The sequence below is a fragment of the Enterobacter asburiae genome (assembly GCF_007035645.1).
Classification (GTDB): Bacteria; Pseudomonadota; Gammaproteobacteria; order Enterobacterales; family Enterobacteriaceae; genus Enterobacter; species Enterobacter asburiae_B.
The window spans coordinates 4,562,485-4,579,909 of the sequence record NZ_AP019632.1; the positions used below are offsets into that span (position 1 = coordinate 4,562,485).

A 17,425-nucleotide genomic window follows, 5' to 3' on the forward strand; every position below is an offset into this window, starting at 1 on the left:
CACTATTGTCTATTTTCAAGGCAACATACGCTTTCATTCTGAAGGGTTAAAGCCCGTAGCTATAGTTTTCCTGCTATTTGCGAAGCGCTTTCCAGATTTTTAGTCCTCGACAATTTTCTTATTTTCTTTTGAATCAAACCAGGTTATAAAACTGTATATCCATACAGTTAAAGGGAATTTTAATGGCACTGGAACAGGGTATTGCGCAGCTGGTTCAGGGATTTATCGCTGCAGGCCGGCCTTCGTCACGTCGACAGACCATTGAGGTACGACGAGCAGGGTATATTGCCAGCACGGGGCTTGCCGGGAAGACAGAAACGCGCGTTCAGGTAGAGACGCTAGTGCTTGAGGGCCTTACCATTCGGGTATTTTCACCTCTTAATGCCCCTGAAATATTGCCTGCTGCCATCTACTATCACGGCGGATGCTTTATCAGCGGCGGCTTTGATACCCATGACAACCAACTCCGTCAGTTAGCCTGCTACGGCAATTGCCGGGTGATCGCGGTTCAGTACAGGCTGGCGCCGGAGCATACCTTCCCTACCGCACATGACGATGCTGAAAGAGGTGCAGATCTGGTCTGGCAATATGCGGACAAATTAGGCGTGGATAAGAACAGGCTCACCCTCTGTGGAGACAGCGCAGGAGGGCATCTGGCGCTGGTAACGGCGCTGAGGCTTAAGGTTAAAGGGCTGTGGCAACCCGTACAGCTCATTCTTATCTATCCTATGCTCGATGCCACGGCCAGCTTTGAAAGCTATGCCCTCAATGGCACGGATTATATTATCACCCGCGATACCCTGCTCAGCGGGTATGAAATGTATCTCGCAGAGACTGACCGCCAGCATCCGGAAGCCAGCCCGCTGTGGCGCGATGATTTTTACGGGCTTCCGCCAGTGCATATCATTACAGCAGAGTACGATCCGCTGTGCGATGAGGGAGAAATGTTGTATCAGCATCTCACTGAGCAGGGTGTGAAGTGTACCGCTCAGCGCTGGCTGGGCGTCATCCATGGCTTCTTTCAGCTTGGCGGCGTCAGCCAGTCAGCGCGAGACGTTATGCGGGATATCGCCGGGCGGATTAACCACGCCCGAGGAGAGTGAACAGAAGATTACTCCTCCTCGTTCCCACCCTCTTCATACGCGCCGAAGGGCTTCGCTGGAAGAACAATGTAGGTGCCTTCAAACACCGCACCCGGTGTTTTATCGCCAAACAGTTCAACCTGCATTTGTACGCGGGCTTTGCGGCCGCGCGCCAGGCGGTCCAGATCGCCGCCCAGTGACCCCAGATCGGCCACGGCGCTCGGCTTGCCGCTTATCGGTGCGCTATAGCGGATGTGAGCATCAGCAAGAATAATGGTGCCGCCCAGATGGCGCTCGCGAAGCATCAGCCAGATGAGCCCCCAGCCGGTGAGCGTCGCGAGGGAAAACAGACTTCCGGCAAACAGAGTGTGGTGCGGGTTTTGATTGCCGGTTTCCGGCATGGTGGTAATAAATTTTTGTCCGGTGTACTGCTGAATGCGCACGCCCATTTTTTCGCTGAGCGGAATGTGCTGATACCAGGCCTGCTGCAGCTGTCCACACCAGTCGGCGCGATGAAGAATATCATCCAGCGTGGCGATGGGTTTGATCATCAAAAAATGACGAATCGGCGTGGTTTGTGGGGTCGTGATTTCCCCCTGATTCACAAAGCCGAGCTTGGCGAAAAAATCTACGGCATCTTCGCGGGCGCTACAGGTAACGCGCTTAACGCCTTCCTGACGGGCGACGGACTCAAGGGTCATCGCCATTAGCGTTCCCAGACCTTTGTCCTGAACGGAGGGATGAACCGCCATAAAGCGAATCGACGCTTCGTTATCGGCGTTGATATACAAGCGCCCGACGGCGACGAGGTTACCCTCTTCGTCCATCACCATCTGATGGTGGGCCATCGCATCCCAGGCGTCGCGTTCCGATCCTTTTGGCTGATGCAGTGGCTTGCGCAGCATTTCCCAGCGGAACTGGTAATAAGCGTCTAACTCTTCTTCCGTTTGCGGTACTCGAAGGTGATACATAGCTGTACTCTCTCTTGTTACCCGCGGCCACGCCGCCAGTTGGCTCATACCTGGAGCCAGAATGTGACGGGGCCATCGTTCACCAGCGAAACCTGCATATCTGCAGCGAATCGTCCAGTTTGCGTATTCATTTCCTGCTGGCGACAACGCTCAACAAAGTACTCGTAAAGTGTTTCTGCACGATCCGGCGCGGCGCCTTTGGAGAAGCTCGGACGCATGCCGCGTTCGGTATCCGCAGCCAGCGTAAACTGGGAAACCACCAGCACGCTGCCGCCCGCCTGCTGGACGTTCAGGTTCATCTTGCCTTCCGCATCGCTGAAAATACGGTAGCCCAGCACGCGCTCACACAAGCGGTTGGCTTTTTGTTCGTCGTCATCCTTTTCGACACCTAACAACACCAAAAGTCCTGGGCCAATTTCACCCGTCACCTCTCCCTCCACGGTGACGCTGGCACGGGTTACGCGCTGTATCAATGCAATCATGGTTGGTCTGCTTCTAATTGTTTTTCAGCTTCTGCTGCTTTTTTAAGTTCGCGGTACACACCGAGAGTGACAGTTATTTCGGCACCAAGCAAGACGATACACCAGGTCCAGTAGACCCAGACAAACAAAATGGGGATCACCGCCAGCACGCCGTAAATCAGCTGATAGGACGGAAACATGGTGATGTAGAGGGCAAATCCTTTTTTACCGAGCTCAAAAAGCAACGCCGCCACCAGCGCGCCCACAACCGCATCGCGGTTAGGTACGCGCGTGGTCGGCACGACGCTATAGAGCAGCCAGAAAGAAAGCCACGACAGGATCAGCGGAAAGATGCGAAGCGCATTATCAATTACGCCGTTTAAATCACTCGCCCAGCGCAAGGAGAGAAGATACGAACTGATCGCCAGGCTCGCCCCGGCCAGCAGCGGCCCCAGCGTAAGAATCATCCAGTACACGGCAAAGGAATAGACCTTTGGCCGCGCTTTTTTACTCCGCCAGATCGTGTTCAGCGCATTATCAATGGCGTACATCAACAGCAGCGCGGTAACGATAAGACCGCACGCCCCCACTGCCGTCATCTTGCTGGAATTGGCAACAAACTGCTCAATGTAGTTCTGAATGACATCCCCGGTTGCAGGAATGAAATTCGCGAAGACAAAATGACGAAGCTGCAGGCTGACGTCCGCAAACATCGGAAAGGCGGAAAACAGGGCAAAGATGACCGCCACCAGAGGCACTAATGAAAGCAACGACACGTAGGCGAGGTTACCCGCCAGCGTGGTCATGTTGTCCTCGTCAATACGGTGCCAGAGCAGTTTCAGCCAGGCCCTGAGGGGGCGAGTATGATGCGTGGCTTTTTGATGAACGGTTTTTAGCATAGCTGCTTCGCAAAGTAGTTTGGTATCGTCTCTTTTCCGGTCACCAGAATTGACGTTATACCCAACTGGTTAGCTCCCTCTATATTATCGGCGTTGTCGTCAAAAAAGACCGCATCGGCCGCGGTGAATCCTTCCGACTGGAGAACAGCCTGATAAATGCGTGCTTCAGGTTTACGCATGCCCATCTCCTGCGAGAGATAGATCTTATCGGCCGCCGCCTTAACTTCAGGATATTCCTCAGGCCAGAACGTGGTATGCAGGCGGTTGGTATTTGACAACACAACGACCCGATGGCCCTGCTCGCGAAGCTTGTGCATGATGTCGATCACTTCAGGCCGGATGGCGACAAATACTGCCTGCCAGCCGTGAGAAAACTGCTCGTAGCTTAAGGGTAGATCCATCTCCTGGCAGAAACGTTCAGCAAATTCTTCATCGTCGATCTCGCCGCGTTCATGCTGATGGAAGGTCTCGCCCATCGCGAAATTTTGCTTCAGTGTCGCCAGCGGAACGCGGCTAAAGTCGCTCCATGCACCCAGCACGCGATTAAAATCGATATCGACGATTACGTTTCCTAAATCAAAGATATAAAGCATGGTTATCTCCTGCTCGCCGTAGAGAGGTAACTGTAGCGGGAATAAAGAGATTTGACTATGCGTGCTGCCTAAGGTGTGCGATCGATTTTTACGGGGCGCTTTTACGACAGTAAAGTGAAGGGACGTTCGACGCGGCAAAAAGCCAGGCCCCCCGATACTCATCGATCATCAGGCTCAGCTCTCTTCCCGGCGTGCGATAAAAACCCGGCAGCGTGGCGTTGATATCAGCCTCATCCGCATTATCGGCGAAGGTTTTAACAATACGATCGTTATTTAATACGCGCGCGTTCTGATGATAGCTGTAGTGAAAATAGATGGTCCGGTTAACTTCAGAAACCGTCTGACCAAATCATTTACCGTTAATGACGGTGGATCCCTCCCGATGCTGCATCCGCCAGGAAACCGTACCCACAAATAGGTTTTTACCAATCGTCCATTCCACATCCCCCGTACAGCGTATCGGCGAACTCGAGAAATGCGAATACGCTAACCAGCCGCTGGTGATAGCGGCCCCCAGAAACGCCGCCAGAAAAATAATACGGTTCTGGAGTGTCTTCATTGCTCATGCGCCCAAAAATAATGCGTGGTACATAATGCTGCCGCATCCCGTCGCGCATCGTTATTACAGACAAACGCCGCGATTCGCTCCGTTTTACTATAGCCGATCAGAAAAACGTATCTTTTTTCGGCGCACAGACCGGGATGATTTTTTAACAGGCGCAAGTAATGATCCTGAACAGGTTCATTAGGTGCATAAAAAAGCTGGCAGGCGTTGTTCGTACTGCCCGTTGAAAGTGGCAAGTAGTAGCTAAACGGCATGTTCTGGTGATGCTTATATAATATCACCCCATTCATAAGCGCGATCAGCAAAAACACAGCGGTGGTTATTATCAACCAGACCGGCATCTGCGTCGCGGTACCTTCAGCTATTTCCGCCTCGTTATTAACCATCACGGGCTCAGCGGTTGGGGTAAATACTTCAACCTGGGTGGCTTCGGAAAGCGTAAGCCCGCGGCGAGAAATCGTTTTTACCGTATCTCGCGGCAACCCCACCTCAGCAAGCGCGTTGCGTAATGTCAAAATGGCCTGGTAAAAGGTATTCGGTGTTGTGACGTCATTGCGCTCCCCCCATCCCACTACCATTAACTTATTTTGCGAAATTATTTTTCCAGGATGGGTGATGAGATAAAGAAAACAGAGATTGGCAGGAAGCTGCAATTGTATCGTTCGCTCGGTAATATGATTTACCAGGGTTTTGTTTTCTGGGTCATACTCGACCAACTTGTTAATGAGATACAATTTTCCTTTCCTCAGAAATAACAATACATAACTCTATACACCAAAAACATATACGTATATTTAACAACAGTATAGGTCAGATGGATTAGGACGCGATACCGCCCCATCTAAGATTAAAAACAACATATTATTTTTCAATTGGTTACAAGGCACTTTTCTTAGGTTTACCTCATCTAAAACGACATAATGAGATTTCATTACACTTCGCCAGCCCAAATAATTATATTGAGCCGCAACCAGAGAAAAGACTGACGTTGCGGCAGACTGAGGAAACGAATCTTTAGCTATTAGTGCTATTTCGTGTACCTCCTTCCTGGATTTTTTTTGCCGAATAATCTTAAAGGAGTGACAAATATTCCTGGAGTCGTTCTGCCAGGTGATGTTTTTTCGCTATGACGACGGACTGACTGAATAGATAAGCCCAGGAATTTATTTCCCTGATACTCTTTTTCATAAACAAGACAGGATAACTGGATATGTTTCAAGATTGACACATTTGAACGGCAATGAAATATTGGCAATAAAAAAAGACAGGAGTGGACTGGATGATAACATCGTCGAAAACAGTTGCCCGCTGTATAAGCTGTGAATTGTCCTGTCAGTTATTTCCAGATAACGCAGTACGATCACAATATTGTGGTAATGCCTCGTTCGCAGTTTGGCCGGTTGGTAATCATTTCCTGCAGATTGCAGTTGTAAATAAAATATTACGCAGGAACAAGAATCACCTGTCACGAGGGTTTATTTTTGTAGACTTTTCGATGTACAACCTGCGCGTACTGGCCGATCCGCAATGGATTGAACGCCTGGCGATAACTAACATGAACATCGTTATAATCTCGGACCGTAAACTAGAGGCATTGGCTAATTACTTACTCACTCACCACAGTGAAATAAAGGGAGTTATTTATTCAGACGATAATGACGTTATATTGCAGGATAAAATCAACCACCTTTTCTCCGGAAGACGGGTAAATAGCAGACGTGGAAGTAAGTTGAATGCTGTCGAATTTACTTTGCTTAACAGGTTTTTATCAGGAGCATGCCTCCAGGAGATTATAAAAACAGACAGCATTGATGTTAAAAAAATTTATGTTCATAAAATACGACTTGAGAGGAAGTTAGGTACCAGCATTCATAAAATTCTCGTTTCTATTTTGTAATTTCAACCTCTTAGCATACCCACAATTAATCGCGTGGAGGATGTTCTACGCCTGAAAGAAAGGGGGCAGACATGCCATATTTAATGAAACACTCACCTGTCGCAGTTGCGATTTCACTGGCGTTATCGTCAGCGTTATTTACCGCGCATGCAGCGGTAATAGATTTTGCTAATTTACCTGCCTCCGGAGCAGTAACGGAGTTGCCTGCAGAAATACAGGCGCTAATTCCTGCAACGGCAAACGCGAACTTTAGCAAAAATACCAGCGATCCTAACTATGTCTACCAGTACAGCCCGGGTAATATCCCAATCTACGGAGATGGGATCACCCTCGAAGGACCGGGGGCGGAAGCCTTTGAGCATTCAGTCACCGTTATTCAGAACTCCACGTCCGGCAGCCCGGGGGTAATATTTGGTGACGATCTGACTATTCGCACCCAGTCAAAAGTGGCTGCCAATAATGGTAAAGACGTCGACGGCATTCGTACCCATGGTATGAACACGCCGGACAACCCGGTGTTTATTATTACCGGAGACCGCACCCACATTTACGTTAATGGCCAAAGCGGTGACGGCATCAATGCCGGGTACAGCTCCTTCAGCCAGGGCTCTCTTGGCTCCGCCAATATTTATGTGGGTGACGATCTCTATATTGAAACCACCGGCAGTACCGGTCGCGGCATTAGCGCCTATGCATTGAATGATGCTTCAAAGGCCCAAAATAACGTTATCGTCGGCGATCGTGCGCATATTGTGACGCGTGGTACCTACGCCGAGGGGATTCGTACCAACCAGAGCGGCTCTTATGTTCGTCTGGGGAGTGAGGCCACCATCGAAACGTACGGCACATCGGCCTACGGCCTGTATGCGGGCTCTGCATCCAAAATTGAGCTGGGAAAAAACGCGACGATTACCACCGACGCGGCCAGCGCCTCCGGGGTGTATTCTACCGGCTCGTCATCCATCACCCTTGATGAAGGCGCGACCATCACCACCAACGGTGCCAGCGCGCATGGCGTCTATGCGTACACAGGCGCGGTGAATCTTGGTGATAACGTCACCATTGCGGTCAACAGCAGCGAGAAAACCAGCAGCTCCGCGCAAGCGCCGCACGGGATGTATGCCTGGTCACGCGGCGTGATAACGCTCGCGGGTGGCGCAACCATTACCACCGCAGGCCAGCGCGACAGCGGTAGCTACGCCCTGAACGCCAGCAACGGTGGCGTGATTGATGCCTCCGCGGGCGGAAAATTCACCCTCAACGGTGACATCCTCTCCGCTGGCGGCGTCGCGGCCACCAGCACTGCCGCAGCGCAAAACAGCGCGATCGCGCTCACCATGCAGGACAACTCTCTCTGGAACGGGGCGTCTTACATTGAGAGCAACGCCAACGGTACCGGGACTATCGCGCTTACGATGAATGATGCCGTGTGGAATATGCGCGACAGCTCCACGCTGACCAGCCTGACGCTGAATGCGGGCGGTACGATTAATTTCCAGCATGCTGAGGATGCGGCGTGGCAAACCCTGACCATCAGTGACGATTTTATCGGCAACGGCGGCAAGCTGGTTTTCAATACCGTGCTGTTTGACGACACATCGGAAACGGACAAACTGATCGTTGAAGGCAACACCTCCGGCCATACCGGGGTGGAAGTGAACAACATTGGCGGTACTGGCGCACAAACCATTGAAGGGATTGAAATCGTCAGCGTTGGCGGCAACTCTGACGGGACGTTTGAGAAGGCCAGCCGTATCGTGGCGGGGGGTTATGACTATAACGTTGTGCAAAAAGGTAAAAACTGGTTTCTCACCAGCCTGGTTGAGCCCGTTGACCCGCCGGTCGACCCGGTAGACCCACCTGTTGACCCAGTGGACCCGCCCGTCGACCCGGTGATTCCGCCGCAGGAACCGGTCCCCCCTGCTGCACCACCGCAAAGCGAGCATCAGTATCGCCCTGAATTTGGTAGCTATCAGGCGAACAGCTATGCGGCAAATACGCTGTTTATGACCCGCCTGCACGACCGTCTGGGTGAAACGCAGTACACCGACCTGCTCACCGGCGAGCAAAAAGTAACGAGCCTGTGGATGCGTAACGTCGGCGGCCATACGCGTTTCAGAGACGGCAGCGGCCAGTTAAAAACGACCGCCAACCGCTACGTGCTGCAGCTGGGTGGTGATGTCGCCCAGTGGAGCACCGACGGCCTGGATCGCTGGCATCTTGGCCTGATGGCGGGCTACGGCAACAGCCAGAGCCGGAGTGCTTCCAGCCTGACCGGATACCACTCGCGTGGCGAAGTGAATGGCTATAGCGTCGGTCTGTACGGTACCTGGTACGCAAACGACGCGGATAAAAGTGGAACCTACGTTGATAGCTGGATGCTGTATAACTGGTTCGACAATAAGGTGATGGGGCAGGATCAGGCGACTGAGCGTTATCACTCCAGCGGCGTAACCGCCTCTGTAGAAGCTGGCTATAGCATTAAGGTGGGCGAAAGCGGCCGCAATAGCTACTGGATCCAGCCGAAAGCGCAGGCCGTTTGGATGGACGTGCAGGCTGACGACCATCGCGAACGCAACGGCACGCGGGTGAAAGACGAGACTCAGGGGAATCTGATGACACGTCTCGGCGTGAAAGCCTATATCAGCGGACATAACGCGATTGACGACGGTAAATCCCGTACCTTCCAGCCGTTTATCGAGGCGAACTGGATCCACAATACCCAGACCACGCGCATCCGCATGGATGACGTCAGCAATGAAATGCGCGGTGCTCGCAATATCGGCGAGTTAAAGACGGGCGTAGAGGGGCAGATTACATCTCAGCTTAGCGTTTGGGGCAATGTGGCTCAGCAGATAGGCGACAAAGGCTACAGCGATACCCAGGGGATGCTGGGGGTGAAATACAGCTTCAAATAATAATAAAAAAGCCGCTGAGAGATCAGCGGCTTTTTAGTTGCCGGGTGGCGCTCACGCTTACCCGGCCTACGGATTGACCGTATTACTCTTCTTTCGCACCGCGCATAGCACGTTTACGATCGTTCTCGGTCAGGTGACGTTTACGGATACGAATTGACTGTGGAGTCACTTCTACCAGTTCGTCATCATCGATGAATTCCAGAGCCTGCTCCAGAGTCATCTTGATCGGTGGAACCAGAACCGTTGCTTCGTCAGTACCGGACGCACGCATGTTGGTCAGTTTCTTACCGGTCAGGCAGTTTACGGTCAGGTCGTTAGAACGACTGTGAATACCGATGATCTGGCCTTCGTAAACTTCAGCACCGTGACCCAGGAACAGCTTGCCGCGATCCTGCAGACCGAACAGCGCAAACGCAACCGCTTTACCCTGACCGTTGGAGATCAGCACGCCGTTGTTACGCTGGCCCACTTCGCCCGGACGCACGTCGTCGTAGTGGCTGAAGGTGGAGTACAGCAGACCGGTACCGGAAGTCATGGTCATGAACTCTGAACGGAAGCCGATCAGACCACGGCTTGGGATCACGTAGTCGAGACGTACGCGGCCTTTGCCATCTGGATTCATGTTTTTCAGGTCGCCTTTACGCTCACCCAGAGCCTGCATCACAGAACCCTGGTGCTGCTCTTCAACGTCCAGCGTTACGTTTTCGAACGGCTCTTGTTTACGGCCGTCGATTTCGCGGAAGATTACTTTCGGGCGGGAAACCGCCATTTCGAAACCTTCACGACGCATGTTTTCGATCAGAACAGACAGGTGCAGCTCACCACGACCAGAAACGCGGAATGCATCGGCATCCTGGGTTTCTTCAACGCGCAGCGCAACGTTGTGCACCAGCTCTTTGTTCAGGCGGTCAAGGATCTGACGAGAGGTAACGAATTTACCTTCTTTACCACAGAACGGAGAGGTGTTGACGTTGAAGAACATGGATACGGTTGGTTCATCAACGGACAGGGCTGGCAGCGCTTCGACGTTCTGCGGATCGCAGATGGTGTCGGAGATGTTCAGTTCACCCAGACCGGTGATAGCGATGATGTCGCCCGCTTCCGCAACGTCACTCTCGATACGCTCAAGACCCAGGTGAGTCAGTACTTTACCGACTTTACCGTTACGGGTTTTGCCTTCGCTATCGATGATAGTAACCTGCTGGTTAGGCTTCACTTTACCGCGCTTGATACGACCAATGCCGATTACGCCAACGTAGTTGTTGTAGTCGAGCTGAGAGATCTGCATCTGCAGGGTGCCGTCGAGATCGACGTTTGGTGCAGGAACACGGTCAACAATCGCCTGATACAGCGGGGTCATGTCTTCAGCCATGTCTTCGTGGTCCAGACCTGCGATACCGTTCAGCGCAGAGGCGTAAACGATAGGGAAGTCCAGCTGCTCGTCGGTCGCGTCGAGGTTAACGAACAGGTCGAAGACCTGGTCAACAACCCAGTCAGGACGCGCGCCAGGGCGGTCAACTTTGTTGATAACAACGATTGGCTTCAGACCATGGGCAAAAGCTTTTTTGGTCACGAAGCGCGTCTGTGGCATTGGGCCATCCATTGCGTCAACGACCAGCAGAACGGAGTCTACCATGGACATTACACGTTCAACTTCACCACCGAAGTCGGCGTGCCCTGGGGTATCAACGATGTTGATACGGTAGTCATTCCATTTAATCGCGGTGTTTTTCGCGAGGATGGTAATCCCACGCTCTTTCTCCAAATCGTTGGAGTCCATCACGCGTTCTTGGGTTTCGGCACGCGCATCAAACGTACCGGATTGCTGCAGCAGCTTGTCGACCAGGGTAGTTTTACCATGGTCAACGTGCGCGATGATGGCGATGTTACGCAAATTTTCGATCACAACTTTGCCTCAGGCATTTAGAAATAGCGCGTTATTGTACACGGATTAATCGCACTACAAAACAGGATCACAAACATCCCCCGCAAACAAGTATTGCAGAGATGCTTTGTGATCGCTTTCACGGAGCGGTAAAAGGGCACTTTAACGTAAATTGCACCAATATGGTGCTCAATGTTCACATTGAAGCACTATACTGGTGCAACAAATCCATTGTGGTGCAGCCCTTTTGCACTATGGTGCGCATGATAACGCCTTTTTGGGGTGATTTAAAAGTTGGCACAGATTTCGCTTTATAAAAAATACATGGCACCAGCCAGTACAAACAGAAATTGAAGACCTCGTTACCACGACGACAATGACCAATCTGGAGAGTTAAGTATGTCCGCTGAACACGTTTTGACGATGCTGAACGAACATGAAGTGAAGTTTGTTGATCTGCGCTTCACCGATACCAAAGGTAAAGAACAGCACGTCACAATCCCTGCTCATCAGGTGAACGCCGAATTCTTTGAAGAAGGCAAAATGTTTGACGGCTCCTCCATTGGTGGCTGGAAAGGCATTAACGAATCCGACATGGTTCTGATGCCAGACGCGACCACTGCGGTCATTGATCCGTTCTTCGAAGAACCAACCCTGATCATTCGTTGCGACATCCTCGAGCCAGGCACGCTGCAGGGCTACGACCGCGACCCACGTTCTATCGCGAAACGCGCTGAAGAGTACCTGCGTTCTACCGGCATCGCAGACACCGTTCTGTTCGGGCCAGAGCCAGAATTCTTCCTGTTCGATGACATCCGCTTCGGTGCCTCTATTTCTGGCTCCCACGTGGCTATCGACGACATCGAAGGTGCATGGAACTCCTCCACTAAATACGAAGGCGGTAACAAAGGTCACCGTCCTGGCGTGAAAGGCGGTTACTTCCCGGTTCCTCCGGTCGACTCTGCACAGGACATTCGTTCCACTATGTGTCTGGTGATGGAAGAGATGGGCCTGGTTGTTGAAGCTCACCACCACGAAGTGGCGACTGCTGGTCAGAACGAAGTGGCAACCCGCTTCAACACCATGACCAAAAAAGCGGACGAAATTCAGATCTACAAATACGTTGTGCACAACGTTGCGCACCGTTTCGGTAAAACCGCGACCTTCATGCCAAAACCAATGTTTGGCGATAACGGTTCCGGTATGCACTGCCACATGTCTCTGTCCAAGAACGGTACCAACCTGTTCTCTGGCGACAAATATGCCGGTCTGTCCGAGCAGGCGCTGTATTACATCGGTGGTGTTATCAAACACGCTAAAGCGATCAACGCCCTGGCGAACCCAACCACGAACTCCTACAAGCGTCTGGTCCCGGGCTACGAAGCGCCAGTGATGCTGGCCTACTCTGCACGTAACCGTTCTGCTTCTATCCGTATTCCGGTGGTGGCTTCTCCTAAAGCACGTCGTATCGAAGTTCGCTTCCCGGACCCAGCGGCTAACCCATACCTGTGCTTCGCAGCACTGCTGATGGCCGGTCTGGACGGTATCAAGAACAAGATCCACCCGGGCGAAGCGATGGACAAAAACCTGTACGACCTGCCGCCAGAAGAAGCGAAAGAGATCCCACAGGTTGCTGGCTCTCTGGAAGAAGCCCTGCAGGCGCTGGACGCAGACCGCGAGTTCCTGACTGCAGGTGGCGTATTCACTGACGACGCTATCGATGCTTACATCGCCCTGCGTATGGAAGAGAACGACCGCGTGCGTATGACGCCACACCCGGTAGAGTTCGAGCTGTACTACAGCGTTTAATTAAAGTTGTTTTACCCGGCGTGATAAGCGCCGGGGGTAGTTGCCGTGGAAACTTTTAGCCCATCTCCGGATGGGCTTTTTTCTCCACCAACAACCTGATCTCACGCGCTTTTTACGCCGAAAACGCTATACTGCACTAAATTAGTGCAAACGACTCCAGGAGACTGCTGAATGGCAACTGGCACGCTGCCCGATGCTGGGCAGATCCTCAATTCTTTGATTAACAGCATATTGCTGGTCGATGACGAGCTGGCCGTTCATTACGCCAACCCGGCGGCGCAGCAGCTGCTCGCCCAAAGCGCACGTAAACTGTTCGGCACCCCGCTTCCTGAACTCCTGAGCTATTTTTCACTGAATATTGGCCTGATGCAGGAAAGTTTGCAGGCCGGCCAGGGGTTTACCGATAACGAAGTGACGCTGGTGATCGACGGGCGCTCGCACATTCTGTCGCTAACCGCGCAACGTCTTCCCGAAGGCCTGATCCTGCTGGAAATGGCGCCGATGGATAATCAGCGTCGACTGAGCCAGGAGCAGCTTCAGCATGCGCAGCAGATTGCCGCCCGTGACCTGGTGCGCGGCCTGGCGCATGAAATCAAAAACCCGCTGGGTGGATTACGCGGCGCGGCGCAGCTTCTGACCAAGGCGCTGCCCGATCCCGCGCTGGCGGAATATACCAACGTCATCATTGAGCAGGCGGACCGTCTGCGGAATCTGGTAGACCGTCTTCTCGGTCCGCAGCAGCCGGGAATGCACGTTACTGAAAGCATCCATAAAGTGGCAGAGCGGGTGGTGAAGCTCGTCTCAATGGAGCTGCCGGAGAACGTCACGCTGGTACGTGATTACGATCCAAGCCTGCCGGAACTGGCCCATGACCCGGACCAGATTGAGCAGGTCCTGTTGAATATTGTGCGTAATGCCCTGCAGGCGCTGGGGCCTGAAGGCGGCGAGATTATTTTACGCACCCGCACCGCCTTCCAGCTCACGTTACACGGCGTGCGCTACCGGCTGGCCGCCCGAATCGACGTTGAGGATAACGGGCCCGGCATTCCATCGCATTTGCAGGACACCCTGTTCTACCCGATGGTAAGCGGTCGCGAAGGCGGAACCGGCCTGGGCTTATCCATTGCCCGCAGTTTGATCGATCAACACTCCGGGAAAATTGAATTTACCAGTTGGCCGGGACATACCGAGTTTTCGGTTTTCCTGCCGATTAAAAAATAAAGGTGACGTTTATGCAACGAGGGATAGTCTGGGTAGTCGATGACGATAGCTCCATCCGTTGGGTGCTTGAACGCGCGCTCACAGGGGCAGGATTAAGCTGCACGACGTTTGAGAGCGGCAGCGAAGTGCTCGACGCACTCACCACCAAAACGCCAGATGTTCTGCTTTCGGATATTCGTATGCCGGGCATGGACGGGCTGGCGCTGTTAAAGCAGATCAAACAACGCCACCCTATGCTTCCGGTCATCATAATGACTGCGCACTCCGATCTGGATGCCGCAGTGAGCGCCTATCAGCAAGGGGCGTTTGATTACCTGCCCAAACCCTTTGATATCGACGAAGCGGTGGCGCTGGTTGAGCGCGCGATTAGCCATTATCAGGAGCAGCAACAGCCGCGCCACGCGCCCGATTTTGGGCCAACGACAGACATCATCGGTGAAGCGCCGGCGATGCAGGACGTGTTTCGCATTATTGGCCGTTTGTCCCGCTCGTCCATTAGCGTATTGATTAACGGTGAATCGGGAACCGGTAAAGAGCTTGTGGCGCATGCATTGCATCGCCATAGTCCACGGGCAAAAGCGCCGTTCATCGCCCTGAATATGGCGGCGATCCCGAAGGATTTGATTGAGTCCGAACTGTTCGGCCATGAAAAAGGGGCATTTACCGGCGCCAATACCATTCGCCAGGGGCGGTTCGAACAGGCTGACGGCGGTACGCTGTTCCTGGATGAAATTGGCGATATGCCGCTGGATGTCCAGACCCGCCTGCTGCGCGTGCTGGCCGACGGGCAGTTTTATCGCGTGGGCGGCTATGCGCCGGTGAAGGTGGACGTGCGCATTATCGCCGCGACCCACCAGAACCTGGAGCAACGCGTGCAGGAAGGAAAATTCCGCGAGGATTTATTCCACCGTCTGAACGTTATTCGCGTTCATCTGCCGCCGCTGCGTGAACGCCGGGAAGATATTCCCCGCCTGGCGCGTCATTTCCTGCAGGTAGCCGCCCGCGAGCTGGGCGTGGAAGCCAAGCAGCTTCACCCGGAAACCGATGCCGCTCTGACGCGTCTGGCGTGGCCGGGCAACGTGCGTCAGCTGGAAAATACCTGCCGCTGGTTAACCGTGATGGCCGCCGGGCAGGAAGTGCTGATTCAGGATTTACCGGCCGAGCTGTTTGAAGCGACCGCGCCTGAAAGCAGTACCGGGCACGCGCTGCCGGACAGCTGGGCGACGCTGCTGGCGCAGTGGGCCGACCGCGCGCTGCGTTCCGGTCATCAAAACCTGCTGTCTGAAGCTCAGCCGGAGATGGAGCGTACGCTGTTAACTACCGCGCTTCGTCATACGCAGGGCCATAAGCAGGAAGCCGCTCGCCTGCTGGGATGGGGACGTAATACCCTGACGCGCAAGCTTAAAGAGCTGGGAATGGAGTGATCGTACGTCGCTGTGTAAAGGTTATTCATTGAGCGCAAATTGCCGTTATTTTGCGCTTTACTGTTCCGATGAGTTTTGTATGATCGTGCCCGGAAATTGGGGGTGAACATCATGCTGGAAACAATCGTGAATATGCTCTCTAGCGGAGCCGCTGAAAGCCACACGCCACAGACAGCCGTTGCGGCTATGTTGTGTGCGGCGCTGGTGGGGCTGTTTAGCTAGCGAGTTGAACGTAAAAGCCGGGTGGCGGCTTCGCCTTACCCGGCCTACGTTTTGTGCATTTTGCAATGCGCCTTAAATCACCCGCGAGAACTGCTGTAGTCGCGCTTTCTGACGCAGATACGCGTCAAAGCACATGCAGATATTACGGATCAACAGACGCCCTTTCGGCGTGACCTCAATCGCGCTCTCCGACACATCCACCAGCCCGTCTTTCGCCAGCGGTGCAATCAGCTTCAGGTCTTCCGCAAAATAATCGCTGAAGTGCAGATCCCACTGCGACTCAACGTCGCTGAAATCGAGACGGAAGTTGCAGATTAGCGCCTTAATCACATCGCGCCGGATGCAGTCGTCGCGCGTTAACGCGATGCCGCGCCACAGCGCGTTGCCCGTTTCATCAACCTGCTGGTAGTAAAGCTTCAGCTCTTTCTGGTTCTGCGCGTAACAGTCGCCAATCATGCTGATAGCGGAGACGCCCATCCCCAGCAAATCGGTATCGCCCTGGGTTGTGTAGCCCTGGAAGTTGCGGTGCAGAACGCCTTCACGCTGCGCAATCGCCAGCTCGTCATCCGGACGGGCAAAGTGATCCATCCCGATAAACTGATAGCCGGTTTCGGTCAGCGAGGTAATGGTTTCCTGCAGGATATCCAGCTTCTGCTGGGCAGAAGGAAGATCGGCATCTTTGATTTTGCGCTGAGCGGCAAAGAGCGTCGGCAGATGCGCATAGTTAAAGACGCTCAGGCGGTCCGGGTTGAGTTCGGCCACGCGCTTCAGGGTGAAGGCGAAGCTTTCCGGCGTTTGCTTTGGCAGGCCGTAAATCAGGTCAATATTGGTCGAGGTGAAACCAATCTCACGCGCGTGATTGAGTAAGGCAAAGATAAATTCTTCGTCCTGCTCGCGGTTCACCAGGCGCTGAACCTCTTTATTGAAATCCTGCACGCCCATGCTCAGACGATTGAAGCCTTCGGCGCGTAAGTGATCCAGTACATCCAGCTCAATTTCACGCGGATCGACTTCGATCGAGATTTCAGCGTCGGCGTTAAAACTGAAATTGCCGCGCAGCAGGGTCATCAGGCGGCTGATTTGCGCTTTATTCAGATAGGTTGGCGTACCGCCGCCCCAGTGCAGCTGGCTGACTTGACGGCCAGCAAACAGCGGCGCGCGATGCACAATTTCTTGTTCGAGCGCATCAAGATATTGGTCGGCTTTGTGCTGCTGACGGGTAACGATTTTATTGCAGCCGCAGAAGTAGCAAAGCTTGTGGCAGAACGGAATATGGACGTAGAGCGACAGCGGACGCTCAGGATAGCGCGCGACAGCCTGCTGGAAATCAGCCTCGCCGAAAGCATCGGAGAACTCCAGCGCGGTGGGGTATGACGTATAACGCGGCCCGGAATAGTTATATTTCTGGATTAGGGACAAATCCCAGTCGATAGTTGGTGCTGACATGCTCACTCCTTCCGTTGGTGTCGCGTTCGTAT

15 protein-coding genes are annotated in these 17,425 nt (G+C 53.2%); 7 read left to right on the plus strand and 8 right to left on the minus strand.

The window, feature by feature from the left end:
• Positions 1 to 182: 182 nt before the first annotated feature.
• Positions 183 to 1,103, plus strand: a complete 921-nt coding sequence (locus FOY96_RS21860) for an alpha/beta hydrolase (RefSeq protein ID WP_096151166.1) — start codon at positions 183 to 185, stop codon at positions 1,101 to 1,103.
• An 8-nt stretch (positions 1,104 to 1,111) separates the two neighbouring features.
• Here the strand turns inward: FOY96_RS21860 and fabY are convergent, their stop codons facing one another.
• From fabY to FOY96_RS21890, 6 genes are all read right to left on the minus strand, one after another.
• Positions 1,112 to 2,053, minus strand: coding sequence for a fatty acid biosynthesis protein FabY (gene fabY / locus FOY96_RS21865; RefSeq protein WP_039264191.1), 942 nt, complete (start codon positions 2,051 to 2,053; stop codon positions 1,112 to 1,114).
• A 44-nt stretch (positions 2,054 to 2,097) separates the two neighbouring features.
• Positions 2,098 to 2,535, minus strand: a complete 438-nt coding sequence (gene dtd / locus FOY96_RS21870; protein ID WP_033146964.1) for a D-aminoacyl-tRNA deacylase — start codon at positions 2,533 to 2,535, stop codon at positions 2,098 to 2,100.
• Positions 2,532 to 3,413 (minus strand): virulence factor BrkB family protein, encoded by an 882-nt coding sequence (locus FOY96_RS21875; protein WP_033146965.1) that lies wholly within the window; start codon positions 3,411 to 3,413, stop codon positions 2,532 to 2,534. Before FOY96_RS21875 ends, dtd begins: the two co-directional genes overlap by 4 nt.
• Complete coding sequence (gene yihX, locus FOY96_RS21880) at positions 3,407 to 4,006, minus strand: glucose-1-phosphatase (RefSeq protein ID WP_143347721.1); 600 nt, start codon at positions 4,004 to 4,006, stop codon at positions 3,407 to 3,409. The genes FOY96_RS21875 and yihX overlap by 7 nt, the downstream gene beginning before the upstream one ends.
• 349 nt (positions 4,007 to 4,355) lie before the next feature.
• On the minus strand, positions 4,356 to 4,565 hold the full coding sequence (locus FOY96_RS23190; RefSeq protein WP_269473764.1) for a hypothetical protein: 210 nt from the start codon (positions 4,563 to 4,565) through the stop codon (positions 4,356 to 4,358).
• A complete protein-coding gene (locus FOY96_RS21890; protein WP_143347722.1) occupies positions 4,562 to 5,305 on the minus strand; it encodes a winged helix-turn-helix domain-containing protein in 744 nt (247 codons plus the stop codon). The genes FOY96_RS23190 and FOY96_RS21890 overlap by 4 nt, the downstream gene beginning before the upstream one ends.
• Before the next feature lie 545 nt (positions 5,306 to 5,850).
• On the opposite strand from FOY96_RS21890, the gene FOY96_RS21895 reads away from it, so the two are divergent.
• Together FOY96_RS21895 and FOY96_RS21900 are read left to right on the plus strand one after the other, a co-directional pair.
• On the plus strand, positions 5,851 to 6,468 hold the full coding sequence (locus tag FOY96_RS21895; protein WP_033146969.1) for a transcriptional regulator: 618 nt from the start codon (positions 5,851 to 5,853) through the stop codon (positions 6,466 to 6,468).
• Between the two features lie 71 nt (positions 6,469 to 6,539).
• Positions 6,540 to 9,386: an autotransporter outer membrane beta-barrel domain-containing protein gene (locus tag FOY96_RS21900; RefSeq protein ID WP_143347723.1), complete on the plus strand. Its 2,847-nt coding sequence runs from the start codon at positions 6,540 to 6,542 to the stop codon at positions 9,384 to 9,386.
• 82 nt (positions 9,387 to 9,468) lie between these two features.
• On the opposite strand, the gene typA is transcribed toward FOY96_RS21900, so the two are convergent.
• Positions 9,469 to 11,292, minus strand: coding sequence for a ribosome-dependent GTPase TypA (gene typA, locus FOY96_RS21905; RefSeq protein ID WP_023333895.1), 1,824 nt, complete (start codon positions 11,290 to 11,292; stop codon positions 9,469 to 9,471).
• A 378-nt stretch (positions 11,293 to 11,670) separates the two neighbouring features.
• Here typA and glnA point away from each other — a divergent pair, with 378 nt between their 5' ends.
• The 4 genes from glnA to FOY96_RS21925 all read left to right on the plus strand — a co-directional run bounded on the left by glnA (position 11,671) and on the right by FOY96_RS21925 (position 15,947).
• Positions 11,671 to 13,080 (plus strand): glutamate--ammonia ligase, encoded by a 1,410-nt coding sequence (gene glnA / locus FOY96_RS21910; RefSeq protein ID WP_023309763.1) that lies wholly within the window; start codon positions 11,671 to 11,673, stop codon positions 13,078 to 13,080.
• Positions 13,081 to 13,251: 171 nt separating this feature from the next.
• On the plus strand, positions 13,252 to 14,301 hold the full coding sequence (gene glnL, locus FOY96_RS21915; protein WP_008501857.1) for a nitrogen regulation protein NR(II): 1,050 nt from the start codon (positions 13,252 to 13,254) through the stop codon (positions 14,299 to 14,301).
• An 11-nt stretch (positions 14,302 to 14,312) separates the two neighbouring features.
• Positions 14,313 to 15,725 carry a nitrogen regulation protein NR(I) gene (glnG, locus tag FOY96_RS21920; RefSeq protein ID WP_023309765.1) on the plus strand — a complete coding sequence of 471 codons (1,413 nt, stop codon included), beginning with the start codon at positions 14,313 to 14,315 and terminating at the stop codon, positions 15,723 to 15,725.
• A gap of 111 nt (positions 15,726 to 15,836) precedes the next feature.
• Positions 15,837 to 15,947: a YshB family small membrane protein gene (locus tag FOY96_RS21925; protein ID WP_023333898.1), complete on the plus strand. Its 111-nt coding sequence runs from the start codon at positions 15,837 to 15,839 to the stop codon at positions 15,945 to 15,947.
• 72 nt (positions 15,948 to 16,019) lie between these two features.
• Here FOY96_RS21925 and hemN read toward each other — a convergent pair whose 3' ends face one another.
• Positions 16,020 to 17,393 (minus strand): oxygen-independent coproporphyrinogen III oxidase, encoded by a 1,374-nt coding sequence (gene hemN, locus FOY96_RS21930; RefSeq protein ID WP_143347724.1) that lies wholly within the window; start codon positions 17,391 to 17,393, stop codon positions 16,020 to 16,022.
• Positions 17,394 to 17,425 lie beyond the last annotated feature (32 nt).